Annotated in this window: 23 protein-coding genes and 3 pseudogenes; 12 read left to right on the forward strand and 14 right to left on the reverse strand. The window is 72.3% G+C overall.

Annotated elements, in window-relative coordinates:
- The first annotated feature begins 93 nt into the window (after nt 1-93).
- Nucleotides 94-786: a hypothetical protein gene (locus AB0F18_RS01105; RefSeq protein ID WP_362053239.1), complete on the forward strand. Its 693-nt coding sequence runs from the start codon at nt 94-96 to the stop codon at nt 784-786.
- A gap of 98 nt (nt 787-884) precedes the next feature.
- Here the strand turns inward: AB0F18_RS01105 and AB0F18_RS01110 are convergent, their stop codons facing one another.
- Nucleotides 885-1,874, reverse strand: a complete 990-nt coding sequence (locus AB0F18_RS01110) for a DUF5937 family protein (RefSeq protein ID WP_362053242.1) — start codon at nt 1,872-1,874, stop codon at nt 885-887.
- Nucleotides 1,875-1,935: 61 nt separating this feature from the next.
- On the opposite strand from AB0F18_RS01110, the pseudogene AB0F18_RS01115 reads away from it, so the two are divergent.
- A pseudogene (locus tag AB0F18_RS01115) lies at nt 1,936-2,847 on the forward strand (MFS transporter); the annotation flags it as partial.
- A gap of 49 nt (nt 2,848-2,896) precedes the next feature.
- Nucleotides 2,897-3,202 carry a hypothetical protein gene (locus tag AB0F18_RS01120; RefSeq protein ID WP_362053610.1) on the forward strand — a complete coding sequence of 102 codons (306 nt, stop codon included), beginning with the start codon at nt 2,897-2,899 and terminating at the stop codon, nt 3,200-3,202.
- Between the two features lie 321 nt (nt 3,203-3,523).
- Here AB0F18_RS01120 and AB0F18_RS01125 read toward each other — a convergent pair whose 3' ends face one another.
- Together AB0F18_RS01125 and AB0F18_RS01130 are read right to left on the reverse strand one after the other, a co-directional pair.
- Nucleotides 3,524-3,919 carry a cupin domain-containing protein gene (locus AB0F18_RS01125; protein ID WP_362053245.1) on the reverse strand — a complete coding sequence of 132 codons (396 nt, stop codon included), beginning with the start codon at nt 3,917-3,919 and terminating at the stop codon, nt 3,524-3,526.
- A pseudogene (locus AB0F18_RS01130) lies at nt 3,916-5,357 on the reverse strand (MFS transporter). The gene AB0F18_RS01125 and the pseudogene AB0F18_RS01130 overlap by 4 nt, the downstream one beginning before the upstream one ends.
- Before the next feature lie 57 nt (nt 5,358-5,414).
- On the opposite strand from AB0F18_RS01130, the gene AB0F18_RS01135 reads away from it, so the two are divergent.
- Complete coding sequence (locus AB0F18_RS01135) at nt 5,415-6,083, forward strand: TetR/AcrR family transcriptional regulator (RefSeq protein WP_362053248.1); 669 nt, start codon at nt 5,415-5,417, stop codon at nt 6,081-6,083.
- Nucleotides 6,084-6,819: 736 nt separating this feature from the next.
- Here AB0F18_RS01135 and AB0F18_RS01140 read toward each other — a convergent pair.
- Nucleotides 6,820-6,942, reverse strand: coding sequence for a hypothetical protein (locus AB0F18_RS01140; protein WP_362053251.1), 123 nt, complete (start codon nt 6,940-6,942; stop codon nt 6,820-6,822).
- A gap of 327 nt (nt 6,943-7,269) precedes the next feature.
- Here AB0F18_RS01140 and AB0F18_RS01145 point away from each other — a divergent pair.
- Nucleotides 7,270-7,443, forward strand: a pseudogene (locus AB0F18_RS01145) (maleylpyruvate isomerase N-terminal domain-containing protein); the annotation flags it as partial.
- A 249-nt stretch (nt 7,444-7,692) separates the two neighbouring features.
- Here AB0F18_RS01145 and AB0F18_RS01150 read toward each other — a convergent pair.
- From AB0F18_RS01150 to AB0F18_RS01165, 4 genes are all read right to left on the reverse strand, one after another.
- Entirely contained in the window at nt 7,693-8,130 is a 438-nt protein-coding gene (locus AB0F18_RS01150) for an ATP-binding protein (RefSeq protein ID WP_362053253.1), read from the reverse strand.
- 953 nt (nt 8,131-9,083) lie between these two features.
- A complete protein-coding gene (locus AB0F18_RS01155) occupies nt 9,084-9,287 on the reverse strand; it encodes a cold-shock protein (RefSeq protein WP_362053256.1) in 204 nt (67 codons plus the stop codon).
- A gap of 273 nt (nt 9,288-9,560) precedes the next feature.
- The gene (locus AB0F18_RS01160; protein ID WP_362053586.1) at nt 9,561-9,770 is read right to left on the reverse strand and encodes a L,D-transpeptidase; all 210 of its coding nucleotides are present in this window, start codon (nt 9,768-9,770) and stop codon (nt 9,561-9,563) included.
- The gene (locus AB0F18_RS01165; RefSeq protein WP_362053259.1) at nt 9,748-10,140 is read right to left on the reverse strand and encodes a hypothetical protein; all 393 of its coding nucleotides are present in this window, start codon (nt 10,138-10,140) and stop codon (nt 9,748-9,750) included. The genes AB0F18_RS01160 and AB0F18_RS01165 overlap by 23 nt, the downstream gene beginning before the upstream one ends.
- Nucleotides 10,141-10,381: 241 nt before the next feature.
- On the opposite strand from AB0F18_RS01165, the gene AB0F18_RS01170 reads away from it, so the two are divergent.
- Nucleotides 10,382-11,326, forward strand: a complete 945-nt coding sequence (locus tag AB0F18_RS01170; protein WP_362053262.1) for a LuxR C-terminal-related transcriptional regulator — start codon at nt 10,382-10,384, stop codon at nt 11,324-11,326.
- A gap of 81 nt (nt 11,327-11,407) precedes the next feature.
- Here AB0F18_RS01170 and AB0F18_RS01175 read toward each other — a convergent pair whose 3' ends face one another.
- On the reverse strand, nt 11,408-12,934 hold the full coding sequence (locus AB0F18_RS01175) for an FAD-dependent monooxygenase (RefSeq protein WP_362053265.1): 1,527 nt from the start codon (nt 12,932-12,934) through the stop codon (nt 11,408-11,410).
- Nucleotides 12,935-13,023: 89 nt separating this feature from the next.
- Between AB0F18_RS01175 and AB0F18_RS01180 the strand changes: the two genes are divergently transcribed.
- From AB0F18_RS01180 to AB0F18_RS01190, 3 genes are all read left to right on the forward strand, one after another.
- Nucleotides 13,024-13,659 carry a TetR family transcriptional regulator gene (locus tag AB0F18_RS01180; protein ID WP_362053267.1) on the forward strand — a complete coding sequence of 212 codons (636 nt, stop codon included), beginning with the start codon at nt 13,024-13,026 and terminating at the stop codon, nt 13,657-13,659.
- A 147-nt stretch (nt 13,660-13,806) separates the two neighbouring features.
- Complete coding sequence (locus AB0F18_RS01185) at nt 13,807-15,195, forward strand: NAD(P)/FAD-dependent oxidoreductase (RefSeq protein WP_362053270.1); 1,389 nt, start codon at nt 13,807-13,809, stop codon at nt 15,193-15,195.
- 161 nt (nt 15,196-15,356) lie between these two features.
- Nucleotides 15,357-15,902: an EF-hand domain-containing protein gene (locus tag AB0F18_RS01190; RefSeq protein WP_362053273.1), complete on the forward strand. Its 546-nt coding sequence runs from the start codon at nt 15,357-15,359 to the stop codon at nt 15,900-15,902.
- A 62-nt stretch (nt 15,903-15,964) separates the two neighbouring features.
- Here AB0F18_RS01190 and AB0F18_RS01195 read toward each other — a convergent pair whose 3' ends face one another.
- Nucleotides 15,965-16,456 carry an EF-hand domain-containing protein gene (locus AB0F18_RS01195; RefSeq protein WP_362053276.1) on the reverse strand — a complete coding sequence of 164 codons (492 nt, stop codon included), beginning with the start codon at nt 16,454-16,456 and terminating at the stop codon, nt 15,965-15,967.
- A gap of 149 nt (nt 16,457-16,605) precedes the next feature.
- Nucleotides 16,606-17,451 carry a class I SAM-dependent methyltransferase gene (locus tag AB0F18_RS01200; protein ID WP_362053279.1) on the reverse strand — a complete coding sequence of 282 codons (846 nt, stop codon included), beginning with the start codon at nt 17,449-17,451 and terminating at the stop codon, nt 16,606-16,608.
- 75 nt (nt 17,452-17,526) lie between these two features.
- On the opposite strand from AB0F18_RS01200, the gene AB0F18_RS01205 reads away from it, so the two are divergent.
- On the forward strand, nt 17,527-18,201 hold the full coding sequence (locus AB0F18_RS01205) for a helix-turn-helix domain-containing protein (protein WP_362053282.1): 675 nt from the start codon (nt 17,527-17,529) through the stop codon (nt 18,199-18,201).
- Nucleotides 18,202-18,207: 6 nt separating this feature from the next.
- Here AB0F18_RS01205 and AB0F18_RS01210 read toward each other — a convergent pair whose 3' ends face one another.
- Nucleotides 18,208-18,840, reverse strand: coding sequence for a helix-turn-helix domain-containing protein (locus AB0F18_RS01210; protein WP_362053285.1), 633 nt, complete (start codon nt 18,838-18,840; stop codon nt 18,208-18,210).
- A 126-nt stretch (nt 18,841-18,966) separates the two neighbouring features.
- Between AB0F18_RS01210 and AB0F18_RS01215 the strand changes: the two genes are divergently transcribed.
- Together AB0F18_RS01215 and AB0F18_RS01220 are read left to right on the forward strand one after the other, a co-directional pair.
- Nucleotides 18,967-19,524, forward strand: coding sequence for an ester cyclase (locus tag AB0F18_RS01215; RefSeq protein WP_362053288.1), 558 nt, complete (start codon nt 18,967-18,969; stop codon nt 19,522-19,524).
- Nucleotides 19,525-19,553: 29 nt separating this feature from the next.
- A complete protein-coding gene (locus AB0F18_RS01220; RefSeq protein ID WP_362053291.1) occupies nt 19,554-20,276 on the forward strand; it encodes a VOC family protein in 723 nt (240 codons plus the stop codon).
- Between the two features lie 38 nt (nt 20,277-20,314).
- On the opposite strand, the gene AB0F18_RS01225 is transcribed toward AB0F18_RS01220, so the two are convergent.
- Nucleotides 20,315-21,115: a TIGR03943 family protein gene (locus AB0F18_RS01225; protein ID WP_362053294.1), complete on the reverse strand. Its 801-nt coding sequence runs from the start codon at nt 21,113-21,115 to the stop codon at nt 20,315-20,317.
- Nucleotides 21,112-22,164: a permease gene (locus tag AB0F18_RS01230; protein WP_362053297.1), complete on the reverse strand. Its 1,053-nt coding sequence runs from the start codon at nt 22,162-22,164 to the stop codon at nt 21,112-21,114. Before AB0F18_RS01230 ends, AB0F18_RS01225 begins: the two co-directional genes overlap by 4 nt.
- Nucleotides 22,165-22,297 lie beyond the last annotated feature (133 nt).

The raw sequence follows: 22,297 nt of genomic DNA on the forward strand, positions 1-22,297 counted from the left end.
CCTGATGTGTCTGCATTGGGTGCCAGTGCGCTTCAGGTACCACTGTTGTACCATGTCATCGAAACGATGACAACAATGCTCGGCATCCAATGGATGACACCACGTGGAGGCGTCGTGCCCGCTGCTCCCCCACCCGACTCCCGGCCCGCCGGGTCGCCGGCCTCGTTCCTGGCGGCCGCGGCCGCCCTGGCCGCCATCGAGCGGGAACTCGGCGACGCCCACCGCCCGGCCGGCAACGCGCCGGACGACCCCCGGGAAGCCCTGGCCGCGCTCCTCCTCCTGCGCGAGGTCCGTGAGCAGCTCGCCGGCTGGGAGTCCGGCCTGATCGAGACCGCCCGGGACGCCGGCGCCAGCTGGGCCGACCTCGCCGGACCGCTCGGCGTGGCCAGCCGGCAGGCCGCCGAACGCCGCTACCTGAGGCTGCGCCCCGGCGCCGACGGCAGCACCGGCGAGCAGCGCGTCCAGGCCACCCGCGACGGGCGCGCCGCCCAGCGCGCAGTGGACACCTGGGCCCGCGATCACGCCGCCGACCTGCGCCAACTCGCCGGCCAGGTCACCGCCCTGCCGCCCCGCGACGCCTCGGGCCGCGCCTCGCTCGCCAAGGTCCGCGATGCGCTCGCGGGCAGCGACCCCGCCGACCTCGTCGACCCGCTCACCGCCGCCGAACAGCACGTGCGCTCCGGCGACCCCGCCCTCGCCGACCGCATCACCACCCTTGTCCACGAAACCGACCGCCTGCGCCACACCAGCGACCGACGACGCCGCACCGGCCCAGGACAGCCCTGAACGCTCCCGGTCCCGACCGTGTGGAACCGTCCGCAACGCTCGCACCGCGCACCACGGGACCGCACTCCACCAGTTGGTAGCACCCACCCGGACCTGCCTCAGCGGTACAGGGCTTCGCCTCTGGCCGTTCGGGCGTAGAGCACGATCCGCCCCGTTCGATGGGGTGCGACGAGGCCGGCTCGGGCGAGCTTGGCCAGGTGGGCGGAGACACCACCCGGAGCAAGCCCCGTCCGGTGGGCGAGCTCCAGGGTCCCGGCGGGAGTTTCGAGGAGGCCCAGGAGCAGGGCGCGGGTGGCACCGAGCGCCGGCGCCAGGTCGGCGGTATCGGCGGGCGCTTCCCACAGGCTTCCGATACCGCGGACGGGATAACGGATCACGGGGACCCAGGGTTCTGATGTCTTGAAGTAGAGGGTCGGCCACGCGAACGCCGAGGGCACCAGGACCAGGCCGCGTCCCTCAAGGGAGCGGTGCGGATCGTGAAGTGCCGCCTGTCGGCTGGCGATCCGCAGGGTTGCGGTGGTCTCGTCGAAGGTCAGGTCGGGGTGGATGCCGGCGAACATCGCCGCGGGTCCGCGCTCGGTCAGGGACCGCGCCCGGAAGTGGATGTCCGACTCCAGCAGGGAGCGCATCTTCGGCCAGTGCGCCGCCAGGGTGCGCTGCCAGTACCCGCGCAGGTCGGTGACGACCGTTTCCATTTCGCGTCGGGGTGCCTGGAGCATCGGTGCCAGGCCGGCCGGCAGGTCGTCCCCGAACACCGCGCTCAGGTCACGCCGGACGACCTCGGCGGGGGTACGGCGCACCTCTTCGAGTTCGTCGTCGAGCGCGGTCAGGGGTGACAGCGGGGTGGGCGCGAGGAACCCGGGCAGGTGGGTCGCGGGGCCGGCGGTGAGGTCGTACGCCGCTGACGTCCCCGGGCCGGCGAGGAGCGGGTCGTGCCGGTGTTCGGACAGCCATGGCAGGTGGATCGCCCGGCGTGCCGGCCGGGCCAGCGCCCTGATGGATGCCAGCAGTTCCCAGGCTGGTGAGACGGCCCAGCGCAGCCTGCTCAGATCGGCCGTACTCAGGGACAGGGTGAACGTGGACGTCACGAGGATTCACCCTAGCGTGAATCCGTTGAGGCGGGTGATCGGTTCCCGCAGGCTGCCTGCCATGACACAGACAGCCGAGGCAACCACGGGACCCGCACCGCGACCGGCGGCCCCTTCCTCACAGGACCGCACCCGGTATCTCACGGCGTCCGGGGTGGCGTTGTGGAGTGCCCAGATCGGCCAGGTGGCCGTTCCGCTGACGGCGGTGACCGTGCTGCACGCGGGAGCGGGAGGGACGTCGCTGCTGAAGACCGCGCTGACGCTGCCCTTCGTGATCCTCGGACTGCCGGTAGGCGCGTGGCTGGACCGGGTGCGGCGCCGTCCGGTCATGATCGGCGCAGACCTGGTGCGGGCGGCGGCGCTGGTCACCGTTCCCGTGGCCGCGTGGACCGGGCGTCTGACGACGGCCCACCTCCTCACGGTCGTCGTGGTCCAGGGCGTGGCGACAGTGTTCTTCGACCTGGGCACCCAGAGCCTCGTCAAGGACCTGGCCCCGGACGCCCTGCTCGCCCGCACCAACGCACGCCTGGCCACGATCACCCAGGCGGCGATCGTCGCGGGCCCGCCCCTGGCCGGGTGGGCGGCCGGACTGCTCAGCGCACCCACGGTGCTGCTCGTCATGGCCGCGGGATACCTGTGGTCCGCAGCGTGGCTGTCCACTCTCACCGTTGACGGGCGTCCGGCCGGTGACGCCCCCCGACGGCGCCTCCTGCAGGAGATCGGCGAGGGCGTCGCGTTCGTCGCCCGCCAGCCCGTCCTGCGTACCGTGGTGATCTCCGGTTCGATGGTCAACCTCGGCACCGCCGGCGTGACAACGCTGCTCCCCGTCCTCGCACTGACCGAGCTCGGATGGAGCGAGGGGACCCTCGGACTGTTCCTCGGCGCCGGCGGCGTCGGTGGCCTGGTGGGCGCCATGACGGCCGTCAGGCTGGCGGACCGGCTCGGCGCGGGACGAGCCGTGCTGCTCGTCGGCATCGGGGCCGCCCCCCCTGGCCGCCGCCATCCCTCTGCTCGGCCGGCCCGTGCCCGGGCCCGTCGCGGCCGTAGGGTGGGCGCTGGTCGTGCTCAAGGTCGGCTTCGACTCCGTCCTGATGATGACCTTCCGCCAGCAGGTCACGCCGCCCGGCCTCATGGCCCGGGTCAACGGCACCATGCGCGTGCTCTTCACGGGTGCGGTCGCGCTGGGCGCCGCAACCGCCGGTGTTCTGGCCACGGCCGTCGGTATCCGCTGGGCGTTGGGGGCCTCGGCCGCATGCCTGGCCTGCGTGTGGATCCCGGTCGCACTGTCGCCGATCCGGCGCATGACCGTCCTGGGAACGAACCCGTAGCCCGGCCGCTTCGGGGCTGCGCGCGGCACGGGGTTCGGTGCGGGCAGAGTCGGAAGGGACGGCCGGCCGGGTCCGCGTGGATCCACCTGTCGGCTTCCGGGCGGAGCTGATCCGTCCGCTCCAGCACGGTCGCGCGGACAGCGACGTACGCCTGCGCCCGGCCCCAGGCTGCTGACATGGTCGGCCCTGGGCCGTGGCCTGCGGTGATAGGGCGGGGCGAGTTCTGGTGGGGTCAGGGCCGGGTGATGTTCTCGGCGGCAGGGCGGCCCATTGGGATTCGTTGGAGTGGCCCGGCGGCAGGTCCGCCGGGCCACAAACCGCTCAAGGGGTCTCGGTGCGCTTCTCGAGGCGGGTGCCGTTGCGAAGGGTGATCGACATCAGGTCGCTGGGGGCCTCCACTTCCAGGCGGTGCCAGCGACCGCGCGGGACGATCACGGCGGCGCCCGCCCGCAACCGCACCATCTCCTCAGCGCCGCCTGGCTCATCGGGACGGAAGTAGAAACGGATGCGGCCGGTCAGGCAGCACACCGCTTCCTCGGCCTCCGGGTGCATCTCCCAGTGGTCGGCGTGAACGTCCGCGTCGGTCTCGACGTGGAACGTGGCGACCTGCCAGGCTCCGGAGCCACCGCTCGTCATCTGGCGTTCGACGGAGCGGACATCGCCGTCGGGGTGGAAGTGCAGCGCTGAGGCGAACAGGTCGACGGTCTCGGTCGTCATGACTGTGTTCCTTCCAACTGTCGGTCCGCAGAAGTGATGTGCTGCGGAAGAGGTGTGACGGGCCGTCGGCGCGGCAGCACGCCGATCGCCACGATCGCCGCGAGTACGAAGATGGCCGCGGCGATGGCCAGGCCCAGGGTGTAGCCGTCGTTGACCGCGGCAGGGCCGGTGGCCGTGCCGGTGTGGTGCGCGGCGAGGGTGGCCAGGCCGAGGCAGCCGCCGAGTTGGCGCGAGCTGTTCATCAGGCCGGAGGCCATGCCGGGCTCGCATGGGGCGACGCCCGTGGTCGCGGCCGCGGCGACGGGTGCCAGGACCAGTCCGGCACCGACGCTGGTGACGAGGGACGGGCCGAGCACGTCGGTGAGGAAGCCGCCGTCGGGGCTGATGCGGGCGAACCAGGCCAGGCCCGCGGCGGCCAGCAGGGCACCGGGCACCAGGCATGCGCGGGGGGTGCGTACCGCGGTGACGCGGGTCGCCACGACGGTCCCCGCGACCAGGCCGGCGGAGAACGGAAGGAATGCCGTTCCGGTCGCCGCGGCGCCCATGCCAAGGATCTGCTGCATGTACAGGGACACGAAGTAGAACGCCGTGAACTGCCCGGCCGCGGCCAGAACACCAGCACGTTCGCGCCGGCGACCCAGCGGCTGCGCAGCAGGCCGAGGCGCAGCAGTGGTGCGGCGACCCTTGACTCGGCGAGGACGAACGCGGCCAGCAGCACGGCTGCGGCGGCGAGGGTGGCCCAGGTGACCGGGGAGCCCCAGCCCACGGTGTCGGTGCGGACGACGCCGAGCACCAGCAGCCCGACCCCGCCGGTCGCAAGGACGGCGCCCGTCACGTCCAGCCTCTCGCGCCGGACGGGCGATGCCTCGGCGGCCCGTGCCTCTGCCGGAACCAGCGCCAGAGCCGCCGCGACGATGGGCAGGTTGACCAGCATGACCCAGCGCCAGCCCGCGTACTCGGTCAGCAGTCCGCCCGCCAGCACGCCCAGCGCGCCGCCCGCGGCGTTCACCGCGCTCCACACCCCGAGGGCCCGGACGCGCCGGGGGCCTTCACTGAAGGTGGTGGTGATCATCGCCAGCGCGGCCGGCGCGGCCGCGGCCGCGCCCACGCCCTGTCCGGCGCGGGCGGCGACCAGTTGCCAGGGGGCCTGGGCCAGCCCAGCGGCCAGCGAGCACAGTCCGAAGACGGTCATCCCCAGCACGAACAGACGACGCCGGCCGTACAGGTCGCAGGCCCGGCCCCCCAGCAGCAGGAACCCGCCGAACGTGAGCGCGTACACGTGGACGACCCACGACAGGTCGAGCGGCGCGATTCCCAACGCGGTCCGGATCGCAGGTAAGGCGACGTTGACCACGGACATGTCCAGGGCGACGACGAACTGGGCCACGGCGGCTGCCGCCAGCACCAGTCCGGGCCTCCCGCGAGAATTTTTGTACATGTAAGAAAAGTTAGTGCCGGGAGTCGTCGTTGTCGACACCTGGGGGATGATGGGGACATGCCGCAACCGCCCGCACCCCGCAAGGCCCTGGGCCGACCTCCCCGGATCTCCCGTGAGGAGATCATCGAGACCGCCCGCCGGATCGTGACCGACGGAGGCGTCGACCGGCTGACCATGCGGCGGCTGGCGTCCGAGGTCGGCAGTACGCCGATGGCGCTCTACCACCACGTCCGCGACAAGGAGGAACTGCTCGTCCTCCTGCTGGACGACTACGCCGCACGCACCCTGCGCCGGCCGGAACTTCCCGCCCACCCCCGCGAGCGGGTCCTCGTCGCGGCCACCGCCGTCCACGAGGCGCTCGCCGCCTGCCCCTGGATCGTGGAAGTACTGACCGCCGACGACCTGATGTCCACGTCCGCACTGTGGTTCGTCGAGCAGATCGTCGACGGCCTCGTCGCGTGCGGCCTCTCCCCCGACCGGGCCGTGCACGGCTATCGTGCGATCTGGTACTACACCGCCGGGGAGATCGTGGTCCGGGCCACGGCCGCACGGCGGCGCGCGGACGACGACCGCCCGACCTACCGGGAGCAGGTCTTCGCCGATCTCGACCCGCGCGAGGTGCCCCGTCTGGCACAAGTCGCGGAGCGCTGGGCACCGCTGACCGCCGAGGACACCTACCTGGACGGTCTCCGAGCCCTGGTCGACGGCCTCCTCGCCCCCCGCTGACGACTCGCCACCGGCGGTGCACGCCCGGCCTCCCGGACCGACCGCACGTTCGCATTCGACGAGTTCGGGCCGGCCGGCGACGCGGGCGCGCGGCCGGCGTTGCAGGGTCCGCTGGCGACCGCGACGGGGTCAGGCCGTGTGCGACGGAGGTGTGGTGCCGTCGGCTACGGCGGTGTGGCCCTTCCACGTCTGGGTGAGGGCGGGTCCTGGCGTGGAGGCCGTCGAGGGCGTTGCCGTTCGTGTCCCAGGGTGCCCTGGGGCTTGCCCTTGCCCTCCGGCGACTTCGACGGCGGGTGCCAAGCGCGGCACAGGTGCTGCTGCGCATCGGCTGGACGCTCAGGCCCGGGACGGTGGCGCCAAGTCGAGCGGTCCGGACGCCGGGCAGGGTTTCCCTCTCCGGGACGAACCTGGCGTCACGCGGAAGCTCGGCGCCCGGTTTCAGGCAGCCGCGCGGGACGTACCTGCCGGCGGGCCGGAAGCGTGGGCCGCGGGACGGCTCGCTCCGGTGCCTGCGGGGGGCCTGGGTCTGCCTCCGGAACGTGAGGGCGCCGGGTGCCCGGACGCGCGGCGGTGCTTTGCGGCATCCGGTGCGGCGTGCGGGTGTCCGAGCCGAGGGGTGGGGGCGGGGGTGCTGCGTCCCGCCGGGCCCAGCATGTACTCCTCGTAGCGGGCGAGAGCGAGGACGCCGCACAACAGCAGGGGCGGTACGAGCAGGGCCAGGAACAGCATGGAAGGACTACCTGTCCCGGGTCAGGGTGGCCACCAGGACGAGCACGGCGAAGGCAATCACCAGCAGGTGGAGCCAGACGGGGCCGGACGGGGCGGCCCAAGCCCAGGGAATTGTCGTGTTCGGAGTCATGTGACGCGCATGCCCCGGTACCGAGCGGTGACACGGAGCCCTTGGCGCCCTTCTCGTGGAGTTGACGGTGGGCCGCCTCCAGGTCTTCCACCTGGAGCCACCGCCGCAGCCCGGTCGCGGGCGGCTCGTTGGCACGGCCGAACAGCTCCAGGAGGCCGCCGCCGAGGAAGTAGACCGTGCTGCGCTCGGGGCGGGTGGCTCTCGAACTCACGGGCGCTGTCGCTCCGGCTGTCGCGGAGGCTCGGCAGGTCGCCTCGTCACCTGTCGTGCCGTGAACGCCAGGAGGCATCCCGTGGACTGGCCGCTGGCGAACGCACCGCCGTGGCTGCGCCGTAGCAGCGCAAGACCCTGCTGGGCTGGTTGGCCGAGTCAACACAACCCGGATCGCGGCTGCTGGACGTGGTGGGTACGTCGTAGTCGCCGAAGAACTCCTGTGCTGTCGCCCGGCACCGGCTCCAGGAGACCTCGGTGCACACCTACGACGCCCAGTTCACCCTGGGATGTCGCTCCTCCCTCGGCTCCGGCCAGGAGGCCATCGCCCGTGAAGCCGCCGATCTGTGCGGTCATCATCGCCTTCCCCCTGATCGGAGACTCGCGGCGGCCACCGCAGGCTCCGTGCCCGCAGAAGCTCCAGGCGCTGCGAGCAGCACGGACCCTCCCTGCGTGTTCCGTGTTCGGCACGGTCGGCGTGGCTCGGCTGCTCCGGCTCGCCCGAAGTGTCGCGCACGGCCCCCTACGGGCTGGCTGTCCTCACCTCGAACAAGCAGAACCCGGCCGTGACGGCGCGGGCGGTTGGAAGCAGGCGGTGACGTTCTTGCCTCTGGGACAGGGGCGCGTCTGCCAACCATCGGCGAGGGCGTCGACCAGGAGCATCCCACGCCCCCCGAGGGCTCCGCTGTCGGGGTGGTGCTGCTCGGGCACACGGCTCGACGCGTCGTGCACCGTGACGTGCAGACACCGGCTGTCCCAGGTGAGGATGAGCTGGGCACCGCTGCGGGCGTGCACATGTGCGTTGGTGACCAGCTCGGACACCGTCAGCACGACCGAGTCCACCAGGTCCGGTGCCGTCCGTTCCCACCCGAGGGTCCTCAGGTGATCGCGCGTCCATTCCCTCGCGACCTTCACGCCGCTGGTGACGGGCAGCGCCCGCGCCCACCCGACAGCCCTCACTGAGCGGTCCTGCGTCATGTCTCTCCTCCCATCGGCCGGTATGCCTCTCGTGTGCCCCGCACGCGCGAGCCGGACCATCACGCCCGACCGCATCGCATCGCATCGCATCGCATCGGGGAGCCGGGCCCCTTCGCCGTGATCCTCGACGCTCACCGTCTCCCCCGGGATGCCGTCCGCGGGCCATCGTCACGGCACTCCCCCGTCGTCCGGTCGCCGGCACAGCGCCCCGCTGGTCAGTCATGTGCCTCGTGTTCAACAGTGCCGCCGTCGCCGCCGTATCCCCTCGCGCAATCACGCATGGCGAGATCGGAGGGTGGGGTTCGCACACCACGCCCTGGGTGGCCATCAGTTGGCCGAGGAGGTGGTCCAGGAGGTTCCTGCGGGCGTGGACGCCCGGCGGCGCCGGGAGGCCCGGCCGCCCGCGGCCCGTGCGCGGGAGGACGCTGATGCGGAGTGGCATCGCCGCGCAGCCGCTCTCGGAGCGGTGAGCCCCGCGCAGGCACAACCGTCCCACCCGGCCTCCGGCCCGTACGCGGGGCGCGGACCGCCGCGGATGACGGAACGCCGGTCAAGGTGCCCGTATCGGGCCGGAGCCGCGTGTACTCCAATACGGTCACGGTCATCGACGCGGTGCGCTGGGGCCCTCGGGGACGCCTTCTCCTCCGACGCGGCGATCTCACCTGACAGCACGCAGCTGTGGGCACGCGCAGAGGGCCCGGGCAGCGCTGTCGCGGCGGCCGGCCTCCTGTACTGCGACTGCTGCCGAAGGGCCGCACGCCTCGCGCGCACTCCGGTCGACCGTGGTACCGGGTCGTACGCCGCCGGACGGCCTGCCGCGGAACCGGTCGGCCCTGAGGGCCGCCGGTCCCGTTCTGCCTCTGTCCGGCGCCGCTCGCGCTCTGCGGGCTCGTCCGCTGTGCGAGCCGCCTAGGCTTCGAACGCGGTGGCTGCGGTTCCGGGGGTGGAGGGGGTCAGGCCAGGCTGATGTTCTCCGCCTGCGGGCCCTTCTGGCTCTGGGTGACGTCGAACGTCACGGCCTGGCCCTCCTGGAGCTCCCGGAAACCCGAGGAGTTGATCGCCGAGTAGTGGGCGAAGACGTCCGGGCCGCCGCCGTCCTGCGCGATGAAGCCGAAGCCCTTTTCGGCGTTGAACCACTTCACAGTTCCCGTAGCCATATCCATGCCTTCCAGTCGATGAACGCCTCTCCGCGACGTGCGGGAGGCGGAGGTGATCGCCCTGGTTCCTGCGGCACAGCACAGCAAAACACCGACGTCTCGGCGGGGCAGGGAACGTCCGAACCACGACAGCTGACCCAGACGGTACACGTCTGCACACCTCTTGTTCGCATGGCTGCGTTTCGTGTCCCGCGAGATCGGGGGCGGCTGTTCGGGGGTGGGCTGCCGCGCTCGGGGCCGTGGGGCTGGTCAGGCGGTCGCGGGTTTGCGACCTCAGACGACGACGGTGTCACCAGTCTCGGTGGTGTTCCACAGGCGTTCGGCGTCGGTGAGGCGCATGTCGATGCAGCCGGCGGAGCCGCCCCCGTTGAAGAGGTCCCCGTGGACGCCGTGGAAGGCCTGGCCGCCGGAGAAGTACTGGGCGTAGGGCATGGGGGCGTTGTCGTAGAGGGTGGAGACGTCATCGATGACGCGGCGGGTGATCGTGTGCCGGCCCTCGCGGGCCGTCCTTGTTGGGGTGGCGGCGTTCCTCGATCACCAGGGAGGCGCGGTAGGTAGCCAGGTTCGCGGAGCCGTCGGCCGGATCGAGTCCCTCGCGCTGCTGGAAGGCCCGGATGGCGGTGCAGTCGGCCGGTGACTGGCGGCCGTCGCAGGGCAGCGCGAGGTACTCCTCCGGCTCCCACTGATAGGGGCCGGTGTCGGCGGTGCAGGGGGTGTCGCGGTCCGGGGCTGTTCGGGGCAGGCCGGTCGCCGCTGCCGGGGCGGCCGCGCAGGACAGGAGGGCCGTGACGAGGCCCGCTGTGGCGAGGGCCTGCCCGGGGCCGCTGCGCCGGCCGCGGCGGAGTGCTCCCATCGCTCATGGCCTCCTCGTCCCTGGCGGGCGCGTTCGGTGTCCGCTGTGTTTTCCGCTGTGTCTGGCATCGAGCACGCCCCGGTGTGTCGTGCGCCCGGGAGTCGGCCATCGGGGGCGCGGGGGTGGTGTGCTGCGGGGGTGCGCGTGTGGAGGTGGCTGCTGTCCGTGCCCGTGACGGCGGTGTTGGCGGCCGCGTGTGGCTGCGGGGCCGTCGGGGCCGGGAGCGGCGGACGGTGCGCCGGTGACGCGGGAGCAGGCCGAGCAGTTGGCGCTGGTACGGCTGTCCACGTACGAGGCGAGCCCGGCGACGGTCCGGGTGCGGGTTCCGGGGCCCGCGGGGGTGACGGACTCCTGCCACAGCGAGGTCCTCGTCTCCAAGCACGGCGGCGCCTTCCCGCCCGCCGCACTGCGTGAAGCACTCCCCCGCGACCTGGCCCTCCTCGAACGCGGCATCCGCATGCGCAGCCTCTACCAGCACGCCACCCGCTTCGACCAGCCCACCCGCACCCACGCCGAGCACCTCGTGGCCGCCGGCGCGCAGATCCGCACCCTGCCCGAAGTGCTCCCGCAGATGATCATCGTGGACCAGGCCCTGGCGCTGCTCCCCGCCCGGTCCGGCGGCGCCCTGATCATCCGCGAACCAGATCTGCTCGCCTACCTCCTGGACGTCTTCGAGCGGGACTGGGCCGCTGCCACGCCCTACGCCACGGGCCCCCACGCCGCACAGGGCGTCTCCCAGACCATGAAGCAGACGATCCTCGTCATGCTCGCCAAAGGCCTCAAGGACGACAGCATCGCCCGCCGCCTCGGCATCTCGCTACGGACCTGCCGCCGACACGTCTCCGAACTCCTTGAGGCCCTCGGCGCTCGCAGTCGCTTCGAAGCAGGCGTCATCGCCGAACGCCAGGGACTCACCCACCATCCGGCATCCCCGCCCACACCCGCACCCGCGCCCGCGCCCGGAGGGGAAGCCGCCCCGGACACCGCACGGCCCGGCTCCGTACCGTCGTGCCCGGCCTGCGGCGGGGCCCTGCCCGCACGGCCCCCGGGGCGGTCCGCCGGGCGGCCGGCCCGTTACTGCTCCCCCAAGTGCCGCTCCCGCGCCTACCGCACACGGCGATCCCCAGGAGAAGCCCGTGCGCAGCCCGACACCGCACATCCGTCACGAAACTCGCCGCCCCTGTGACGAAACCCCGCCCCATGGCCGCGGGGACACAGCCCCGCCGCGCCACCCGGACCGTCGGACGCACCTGGGCCGCCTCATGAACTAAGCGGCCGGGCCGAACCAGCGGGTGAGCGTCTCGGTGAGACCGGTGCCGCCGGCCCAGCAGACGTACCCGTCGGGACGGACGAGTATCGCCTCGGCGTCGGCCGCGCCGGACTCCGCCCGGGCCCGCACACGGCTGACCCGGTCGCTCCAGGGGGACGCGGCGGTGAGAGGGGCGTCGGTGAGGACGAGCAGGACGCCGCACCCGTCGCGCGTCAGGTCGCTGAACCGGACCCGCTGTTCCTCGCCCCCGTCCTCACCGCCGACGACGAGGTCGAGGTCGGGCATCCGCAGGCCCAGCAGCGGATGGGCGGCCGCGTCGGGAGACGGCAGGCAGAGGTCGAGCCCGGCCATCACCCCGGCCATGTACCGGTTGGCGTCGGGCAGGCGGAGCAGGTCGGTGAGCACGTCGCGCAACTCGCCGAGACCGCCGTCGCGCTGGGGCCCCATGACGACGCCCTGGGCCCGGGTGAGGGCGAGCACCCGGGCAGCGACGGGGTGCCGCTCGGTCTCATAGGTGTCCAGCAGTTCCTCGCCCACCCGGCCGCGCAGGACGGCGGCGAGCTTCCAGCCGAGGTTGAACGCGTCCTGGACGCCGAGGTTGAGCCCCTGGCCGCCGGCCGGGGAGTGGATGTGGGCGGAGTCCCCCGCGAAGAACACCCGCCCGTGGCGGTAATGCTCCAGCTGCCTGCTGGCGTTGCTGAACCGGGAGGAGTAGCGGATCTCGGCGACGTCGAGCGCGCCGCCGTGGGTGGCACGGAGCACCTCGCGCACCTCATCCCGCGTCACGGGGGCGTCGCGCTCGGCCTCCATGGTCCGCGGGCCGCTGAAGACGAGCTTGTGCAGCCCGTTCGTCAGGGGCGTGATCATGGCGAAGTGGCCCTCGGGCGAGGTGTGGATCCGCGAGCTGATGTGTCCGCTGGAGCTGTCGTCGACGTCTCCGGTGAGGAGCAGATCGGCGGTGGCCATGCGGAGGGTGGCCGCCTGGCCGGGGAACGCGGCTCCGACGAGCTTGCGGACGCTGCTGTGGGCGCCGTCGCAGGCGACGAGGTAGCGGCCCCGCAGCGACCGTTCGGCGCCGGCCGGCGTGCTCGCGGTGACCGTGACGCCGTCCGCGTCCTGCCGGAGACCGGTGAGCCGGTGCTCCCGCAGCACGTGGCCGCCGAGCTTGGCGAGCCGGTCCTCGAGCACCGCCTCCAGCTGGTCCTGCGGGAGCAGGACGGGATGCGGATAGCGGGTGTCCCACGCCGTGTAGTCCAGCGGGACGGGCAGTCCGGCGAAGTGCCCGCCGACGAGCTGGTAGTCGATCGAGCGGCCGAGGGCGTCCTCCAGCAGACCGCGCAGCGCGAGCATCTCGGCGGTCCGGGGCTGGATCGCCCCGGCGCGTGACTGGAGGTTGCGGCCGGGCAGCCGGTCCAGCACGACGGTGGGCACGCCGGCCAGCGCCAGTTCGGTGGCGAGCGTCAGTCCGGCGCCGCCCGCCCCCACCACGATGACGTCGACGACGTCGGTGACCTGCGCGTTCATGGAGCCTCCTCGGAAGATTCCCTCACTTGGTAGATAACTATACCCGGTGCAACTTTCTCCTCGGTACCCCGACTGCCTATCCTGTGCACATGGCTGAACAACTTGGACTGCGGGAACGCAAGAAGCAGCGCACCCGGCAGACGATCTTCGAAACGGCGTTGCGCATGTTCCTGAGCCGCGGCTTCGACGAGGTGTCGATCGTGGAGATCGCCGAGGCGGCCGAGGTCTCCAAGCGGACGCTGTTCACCTACTTCCCGACCAAGGAAGACCTCGTCCTGCACGTGTTCGACGACCACGAGGACGAGTCGGCCCGCGTGGTCCGCGCCCGCCCGGCCGGCACCAGCCCGCTGGCCGCCCTGCACGCGCACGAGCTCGACGCCCTGGCCCGGCGGGACCCGAACACCGGACTCACCTCCGACCCGGAGGCCGTGGCCTTCGCCCGGCTGCTGCGCACGACGGCGAGCCTCAGCGACCGGCTGCTGCGGTACGCGGGACGCGGCATCGCGGCCCTCGCGCAGGCGCTGGAGGAGGCCGGCGCCGACGAGCTCACGGCGCGGCTCGCGGCCACCCAGATCATCGCCGTCCTGCGCACCCTCGCCGACCGCAACAGCCAGCAGGTACAGGCGGGCCGCCCGGCCGACGAGGTCTACCCCGAGGCCGTCGCCGCCGCCGACCGGGCCTTCCGCCTCCTCGGTGAGGGCCTGGCCGAAGTCCTTCCCGGCTGACGACCCGGACCGGCCGGCCGCCACTGCGGACGCCGCACCGAGGGTGGCCGAACCTGGGGCTTCCGGGGAGGCCTGCACCGGCTCTTTACTGGTCGCGGGAACCAGCGTGTCACTGACAGCGGGGTCGCGACCAGCCTACGGAGAGACATGCGCGAACGGACACAGATCCTGATCGCCGGCGGAGGCCCAGGGGGCGCGACAGCAGGCACACTGCTGGCGCGGCAAGGATTCGACGTGCTGTTACTGGAACGGGACCGCTTCCCCCGCTACCACATCGGCGAGTCCCTGCTGCCCTCCTTGCTGCCCGTCCTCGACGCCATGGGTGCCCGGGAGGTGGTCGAGCGCCACGGCTTCGTCCGCAAGACCGGCGCCTTCTACGGCTGGGGCGGCGAGGAATGGTCCCTCGGCTTCGACGAACCGGGCCGGCCGGCCCCGTACAGCTTCCAGGTGATCCGTGGGGAGTTCGACCACCTGCTCCTGGAGCACGCCCGCCGTCAGGGCGTCGTCGTGCGGGAGGGGACCAGGGTGCGGCGCGTGGCGCTGCCCGGGGGCCGGGCGACCACCGCAACCTGGGCCACCGGGGAGGGCCACGAAGGGGACACCGCCTTCCGGTACTTCATCGACGCATCCGGCCGGGCCGGGGTTCTCGGTGCGCGCCAGTTGCGCACCCGGAGGTTCCACGACGCTTTCCGCAACGTCGCCGCCTGGGGCTACTGGCGGGGAGCGGCCCCTCTCGCCTCGGCACCGGACGGCGCCATCGGGGTCTTCTCCCTGCCGGGGCACGGCTGGTTCTGGGCCATCCCCCTCCATGACGGGACCCTGAGCGTCGGCCTCGTCACCGGCAAGCGCTCGTTCCAGGGGGCGAAAGAGCGGCTCGGCTCGATCGACGCCGTCTACCACGAGGCCCTGGGTGACTGCCCGCAGCTCGCGGCGATGCTCGCTGGGGCCCGCCTGGTCACACCGATCAAGGTGGAGAGCGACTACTCCTACGTGAGCCGCGACTTCTGCGGCAAGGGCCACTTCCTGGTGGGTGACGCCGCCTGCTTCCTCGACCCGCTGCTGTCAACAGGCGTACACCTGGCGATGTACAGCGGGCTCCTGTCCGCCGCGGCCATCGGCAGCGTCCTGCGGGGCGAGGTCGACGAGGCCGCGGCACGGCGCTTCTACCAGACGGCCTACCGTCACGCCTACGAGCGTCTCCTCATCCTCGTCAGCGCCTTCTACCGCATCCACGACGGGCGCGACGCCTACTTCCGCAAGGCCCAGACCCTCAGCCGCCGCGACCTGCGGGGGACGCGGCTGCACGAGTCGTTCCTCAACATCGTCACCGGCATCGAGGACGTGCACGACGCGTCCGAGGAGGCCGTCGACGTCCTCCACGCCGAGCTGCGACGCCCCCGCCAGGGCCATCGTGCCCAGGGGCTCGGCGGCCACGGCACCAGTCAGATGTTCTCCCTGCCCACCGATCCCCGGCACGCACCCGGCGGCCTCGTCCTGGTCCTCGACCCCTATCCCCGCCTGCTGCCCGCCCCCTGATGCCGTGAGCCCGGATGCCCCCGGTGACGCGGTGCGCCATCCGGGGGACCGCGTCGCCGCGCCCCGGACGGTGAGGCGCTCCGGTCCGGTAGAAGGCAACCGTGCACCGGCAACGGTCCGGCTGCGCATTCCACCCCTGCCCAGACCTTCGGAGTGACCTCATGCCCGAAAATGACGTGCTGCGCCGCAAGTTCGCCCACCGCTTCGACCTGCTGGACACCGACCGCGACGGCTACGTGACCGAGGCGGACTTCGCAGAGCTCGCCGACCGGCTTCTGGAGGGCGCGGGCGAGCCGACCAGTTCTCCCAAGGCGCGCGCTCTGCGTGACGCCAAGGCCCACTACTGGCGCACGCTCACCGAGCTCGTGCCCGCCGACCACAGCGGCCGCATCACGAAGGACGCTTTCGCGGCAGCGCTGGCCGGCTCGACGGACCCGCAGCGGATCTCGCACATGGTCCGCCCCTCCATCGAGGCCGACCTGGCCCTGGCCGACCGCAACGACGACGGCATCGTGGACAGTGACGAGTTCATCACCCTCTACGCCTCCATCGGCGTCCCGGCGGCCGAAGCGCAGGAAGCCTTCCGTACCCTCGACCGTGATGGCGACGGCCGGCTGACGCTCGACGAGTGGCTGAAGACCGCGATGGAGTTCTTCACCTCGACCGATCCCACCGCCCCCGGCAACCGGATCCTGGGCCGCGTCTGACGCGCACGCCACGGCGGCCTCAGCGCCGCCCGGGAAACGGGCAGCCGTAGTCGCGCTGTGCTCTAGTGAGCGGTGTCGAGCAGAGGTCGGCCCGTGCCGTACGAGGCGGCCATGGGCGACGTACCAGTGGTGACGAAGTCCCTGATCCCCGCCAGGTAGGTGTCGCGGTCGACCAGCCCGTCATGGTCGGCGTCCAGGTCGTCGAAGGCGGCCGCGGCATCCGCCTCGGCGTTTCCGGCCGCCGTGCGCATGCGGATGAACTCCCCGCGCTCCAGGCGCCCGTCACCGTCGGCGTCCGCGATGTCGAACAGGGAACCCAGAGCAGGGCGACAGGAACGCTCGAACGCGTCATGACCCACCCACGTGCGGTACTCCTCGAACGTCACGCGGCCGTCGTGGTCACCGTCCATGTCCGCGAAGACCGCCTCATGCGCCGCCCGCGACGCGACGACAACCGGATGGGAGGCGTCCCGGCCCATGGCCGAGGCCACCCTTGCCACCCGCCCCAGGTACTCGGCGTGTGTGACCACACCGTCACCGTCCACATCCAGCATGGCGAAAATGCGGTGCTGCGGAGAATCGGACACGGACTGGGACACAGGGCCTCCGGGTTGTCTGAGTCGGCACCTCGTCGCTCACTCTGAGGTGCTGAGAGCGACCTTAGAAGCGGCGGACCACGGCGAATCGATACGCCGAAGTCTCATCACCCGTTCGCACCACAACCCGCGTTCACACCGCCGGCCTTCGGCTCTCGGTCGGCCCCGGCGGGAGCCGGGTGGATCTGCGCGAGCAGGTACGCCGATTCCACGCGTATCCCCGCTCCCTCGGCCCGGTTCCATTCGGTGAAGACGTCGGCGAGGTCATGGTGGAGGTCCTGCCATGCGTTGCCGTCGGCCAGGAGACGCTCGCGTTCGGCCTGGAGGTGCCCGGCCGTGCGGACCCAGAACTCGGCCGCTGCGAGCGGGGACTCGAACGTGAACGGGACGTGTTCGGTGGTCACCGTCACCTCATGGCCGGTGAACAGTGCGCGCAGGTACCCCTCGTCTCCCCAGCCCACTGGAGGCCGGCCTCCGGCGGGGGGCGGCGGCAGGTAGGGGCTGGTGGCGCGGTTCGTGGCCGCCATCAGGCCGTCGGGCGTCCAGGCGGCGGAGACGATCCGGCCGCCGGGGGCGCAGCGGTGGATCAGGATCTGTGCGGTCCGGGGGTGGTCGGGGACGTACATGGCCCCGAAGACGCTCAGGACGCGGTCGTACGCGCCGGTGGTGTGGTCGGCGTCGGCGTGGTGGAAGGCGATGGAGAGTCCCTCGGTCCGTGCGCGTTGCGCGGCGATGGCGAGGAGTTCGGGGGTGGGGTCGGCCGCGGTGACGGCCGAGCCGCAGCGGGCGGCGGCGAGGGCGGCGTTGCCGGTGCCGCAGCCGACGTCGAGGACGGTCGTGCCGGGACCGGGCGCGGCCGCGGCGACGGCCCGCTCGGCCGCCGGGGCCAGGCGGCGGGCCATCGCCGGGTAGTCGCCCGCTGCCCAGGTCGTAATGGTCGGTGAGGTGCTCATGGGACGAGCCTGCCTTGTTCTGCCGGTGAGGGGCGGTACAAGATGTGGACCGGTCAGGGGGCCAAGGGGGTTGGAGTGCAACGGCGGATGGAGTACTGCCCGGTGACGGCGGGGGTGGAGGCGGTCGGGGACCGCTGGACCCTGCTCGTGCTGCGTGAGCTGCTGCTCGGCTCGCAGCGTTTCAACGACATCCACCGCGGGCTGCCCGGGATCAGCCGGAGTCTGCTGTCGGCGCGGCTGCGCCGGATGCGGGCCCACGGGCTGGTCGTGCGCGACCTGGACGCGGGCGGGCGTCCGGCGTACCGGCTGACCTCCGCCGGGGCGGCCCTTGAGCCCCTCGTCTGGCAGCTCGGTGACTGGGCCCGTCGCTGGGCGTTCGGTGATCCCGTGCGTGACCAGCTGGACGTGGGCTGGCTGGTGTGGCGGCTGCGGCAGTTCGTGCGCACCGAGGCGCTGCCCCAGCGCCGTGTCGTCGTGGAGCTCGCGCTGGGGCGGGAGGGGGTTGAGCAGGAGGAGCGGGGGTGGCTCGTGCTGTCGCGTCCTGCGGATGATGTCAGCGCTTGCCGTGTCCATCCCGGGCACGAGGTGGACGTGTGGGTCAACGCCGACTCGGTGGAGATGCACCGCGTGATCGCCGGGACCACCACGCTGGAGGCCGCGCGGCGCGCCGGACACGTCCGGATCAGCGGCGATCCCGGGCTCGCGGCCGCCTTCCCCCACTGGTTCTCCTGGCGCACGCCGACGGGCTGACGGGCCTCACGCCTCCTGCCCGTGGAACGGGGTCCGCAGTGTGACGATGGCGGTGCGAAGGAGGAATGCCTCCGCCCGGTCCCAGCTCCAGCCGGTCTCCGCCACCAGGGTGCGCCAGCCGGCCGGGCCGAACCAGAACCACAGCAGGTCGGCGGTCTCCTCCTGGGTGTGCGGGAATGACGCCAGGGCGTGGAGACGGCGGGCGGCCGCGCGCAGCGCGTCGCGGTAGTCCGCCGTGGCACGCTCCCACAAGGCCTCGCCGTCCTCATGGGACGGCAGCGCCTTTCGGATGGCCTCGTGCACGGCGAACTGGCCCTCGTTGCCGGCCCGGGTGCCGCGGGCCACCGCTTCCAGAACGGAATCGGGGTCCTGCGCGGCGCGCACTGACCGCATGGCTCGTTCGTAGCCGGAAGCGTGCACGGCCGCATCCACGATCTCGTTGAGGATGTCGCTCTTGCTGCCGACGCTCGCGAAGACCGTCTTGGGCGAGACATCGGCCCCGGCCGCGATGTCCGCGACAGTCACACGCCCGTAGCCGCGTTCGGCGAACAAGGCGATCGCCGAACGCAGGATCAGATCGCGCGTGTGCGCGGCAGCCTGTTCCCTCCGGGGAGATACGTAGGTGCGCTTCGTTGGCATGGGGCCAGTGTAGCCAGAAGGAGAAACCCTTGATCTATTCAATAGGCTATGCATAACCTCAATATCGGTCCGAGGCCGGACGAGGCCTCAGGAACCTGGAAGAGGAAGAGAGAGACGGGATTCTCCATGGGAAACGGAGCCACGGACGCGGCCCTGGGCCTCTTCACGGTCCTGGAGACCGGGGAGGCGGCACTGGCCGCCCAGTACATCCATGACGACTTCAGCAACCGAGAGGCGACCGTCTCTCCCCCCGCCTGCTCGCTCCCGGGCGCGGCCGGGGTCCTGGCCTCGGGAGCCTGGATGCGCTCCGCCTTCAGCGACCTGCGATTCCCCATCCTCGGCGTGGCCCACGAAGGCGATCAGGCATGGGTGCGGCTGCGGATGCAGGGACAGCACACCGGTCCCTTCGTCCTCTACCGCGACGGCGCTCTCGACCAGGCGATCCCGCCGACGGGCGCCCTCATCGACTTCGAGCACGTCCATGTGCTGCGCCTGCGCGACGGCAAAGTGGTGCGCCACGAGGCCGTGCGCGATGACGTCACCTTGCTCGGCCAGCTCGGCGTCTTCCCCCCGGGCCCCCTCGCCCTGCGCGCCCTCGCCTGGAAACTGACCGGCCGCGCCGCCCGAGCCGCCACCCGGACCACGGCGGTGGCGGCCCGCGCCGCAGCCCACGCGCGCACGTAGTGTCAGTAGGAGAAACGGAGATGCTCGGAATGACCAGTCAACTGTTCGCGATCTGCTTCAACGCGACCCGGCCGTCGGACCTGGCACGGTTCTGGTCCGGGCTCCTCGGCTGGGAACTGGCCGACGGTGCGGACGACGGCCTCGCGATCCTGCCCCCTGACGCCGCCGGCTTCCGCATCCGTTTCCTGCCGGGCCAGGAACCGAAGACAGGCCCCAACCAGGCGCACTTCGACCTGACGAGCGCCTCCCCGGAGGACCAGCAGCAGACGGTGGCCAGGGCGCTGGCACTCGGCGGGAGACACATCGACGTGGGCCAACTCCCGGAAGAGGGACATGTGGTGCTCGCCGATCCGGACGGCAACGAGTTCTGTGTCATCAAGGCGGGCAACACGTTCCTCGCCGGCACCGGCTTCATCGGAGCGCTGGCCTGCGACGGTACGCAGGAGGTCGGCTACTTCTGGAGCGAGGCGTTGCGGTGGCCTCTGGTCTGGGACCAGGACCAGGAAACCGCGATCCAGTCGCCGGACGGCGGTACGAAGATCACGTGGGGTGGTCCTCCCGTGGCGCCGAAGACCGGCACGAACAGGCTGTACCTGGAGCTGGCGCTTCCCACGGGCGCCGACTGGGAGGCGGAGATCGGCCGCCTGGTCTCGCTCGGCGCTCAGCGCACCGGCACCGGCGAGGGCGGCCGGGCGCTGATGCTCGACCCCGACGGCAACGAGTTCTCCGTACGGCGGCCGCGACAGCCCTGAGCGTGCGACGGGGCCCGGGGCGTTCCGGAGGGCCCGGCTCAGTCGTCCGTGGGCGGCGCGTCGTGGTAGGGGTTGCGCGGTGGGCTGACGGGCTTCAGGATTCCGACCTCCACGGTGGGGACGGGGTTTTCGACAGGGACTTCCCCGGCCTGCCAGACGCCCGTGACCTCGACCCAGGTGTCGTTGTCCGGTGCCTGCGCGCCGTGCATCTTCACGTGCAGGGTCCGTGCGTCGGCCGCGCAGCAGCTGAGCTTCAGGCGGTTGAGGTACCAGGTGTCCGGGCTCTCGCCCGCGGAGACGAAGCCGAGCAGCCTGATCTCGCGGCCTCGAAGGGTCTTCGGCGCGTGCACGGAACGACCGATGAACTCCTCCAGGGCCAAGGGCGTGACGGGCGCGTCCGCCAGTTCCGGGTAGGCGGTCTGCTCGATGCCGGCCGCGGCTCCGTCCCGCGAGGCCGTGTACGAGCCGAGCGCCGGCGGGGCGACGAACAGCAGGGTGAGCGCGGGTACGGCGAGGAGCCAGGAGACGTGCCTCCCACTCCCGTGTCCGTGTCCGTGCTCGTGGTCGTGGTCGTGGTCGTCGCGCCGTTCCGTGTCGTCGTCCGGCTGCCGCAGGCGGCGCACCAGTTCGACTCCGAGGCCCGCGAGACCCAGGGCGAGCAGCAGGAGTCCGGACGCGACGAGGTACGGCCGCAGCCCTTCCTTGACGTACCGGAGGTACACCTCGCTGCGCACGGTCGTGTGCAGCAGGCCGGTGCCGGTCAGCACCAGCAGGAGGGGCGAGCCGAGGCCGCTCAGCAGGCGAGCGTGTTCCCCGCGGGCGGGGGCCTGTCCGGTCACAGGAGTACGCCTCCCACGAGTACGCAGCACAGGATCGCCACGACGAACGTGCCGGCGCAGAACCGCACCGCGAATGCCCGCCCGAAGGCTCCCGACTGCAGGGCGATCAGCTTCAGGTCGACCATGGGGCCCACCACCATGAAGGCGAGGCGGGCGGTGGGCGAGAAGCCCGTGAAGGAGGACGCGACGAACGCGTCCGCCTCCGAGCAGACCGACAGCAGGACCGCGAGTACCGCCGCGACGAGGATGCCCAGCCAGGGAGCCCCGGAGAAGGTTTCCAGCACGGACGGCGGCACGAGGACGTTGAAGGTCGCCGCGGCCATGGCGCCGACCACCAGGAAACCGCCCGCCTGCAGGAAGTCATGCTGCAGCCCGCGCCGGAAGGCTTCCAGCCGGCCCGCGCCGGGCGCGTGCTCCGCGTGCCCCGTCGGCAGCCGCAGCCACTCCTCGCGCCCCCAGCGGATCCACAGCCAGCCCATGACGACCGAGGTGACGAGCGAGGCACCGAACCGCGCGGCCACCATCTCCGGCTTGCCGGGGAACGCTATCGCCGTCGAGACGAGCACCACCGGGTTGACGGCGGGCGCGGCGAGCAGGAACGTCAGGGCCGCCGCGGGAGCCACGCCCCGGCGCATCAGACTGCCCGCGACCGGCACCGAGGCGCACTCGCACCCTGGAAGCACCACGCCGGCGGCACCGGCCACCGGAACGGCGAGGACGGGGTTGCGGGGCAGGATCGTGGAGAAGACCCGGGCGGGGACGAACGCGCCGATGGCCGCCGAGACCACGGTCCCGAGAAGCAGGAACGGCACGCCCTGCATGACGATGGCCACCAGCAGCGTGCGCCAGGCTCCGAGCGCCGCCAGCCCGAAATGCCGCTCCAGCCACGGTCCGGCGAGCACCGCCGCCACCGCGGCCCCGACCAGGGCCGCGCCGACCGTTCCGGTCCTCGCCCGGCCTGCCGGCTGCGCGTCCGCCCCGCCGCCCTGCGGGGCGATTGGACGTGGTGGCGGTGGCCCCGTCGCAGTGCTCGCCGAGCCCTCAACCACGCTGCGCCCCTCGCTCCTCGTCCACCGCGGTGCGGCGGAACGTGCCCAGCCCGCCCGGAGGCGGCCCGGCGCGAGCGGGCACACCCTAGCCGACGACAATCATATTCATCGGGGAGGGCTGGCTCCGCGGCGG

The sequence above is a fragment of the Streptomyces sp. NPDC029216 genome (genome assembly GCF_040648015.1).
Lineage (GTDB): Bacteria > Actinomycetota > Actinomycetes > Streptomycetales > Streptomycetaceae > Streptomyces.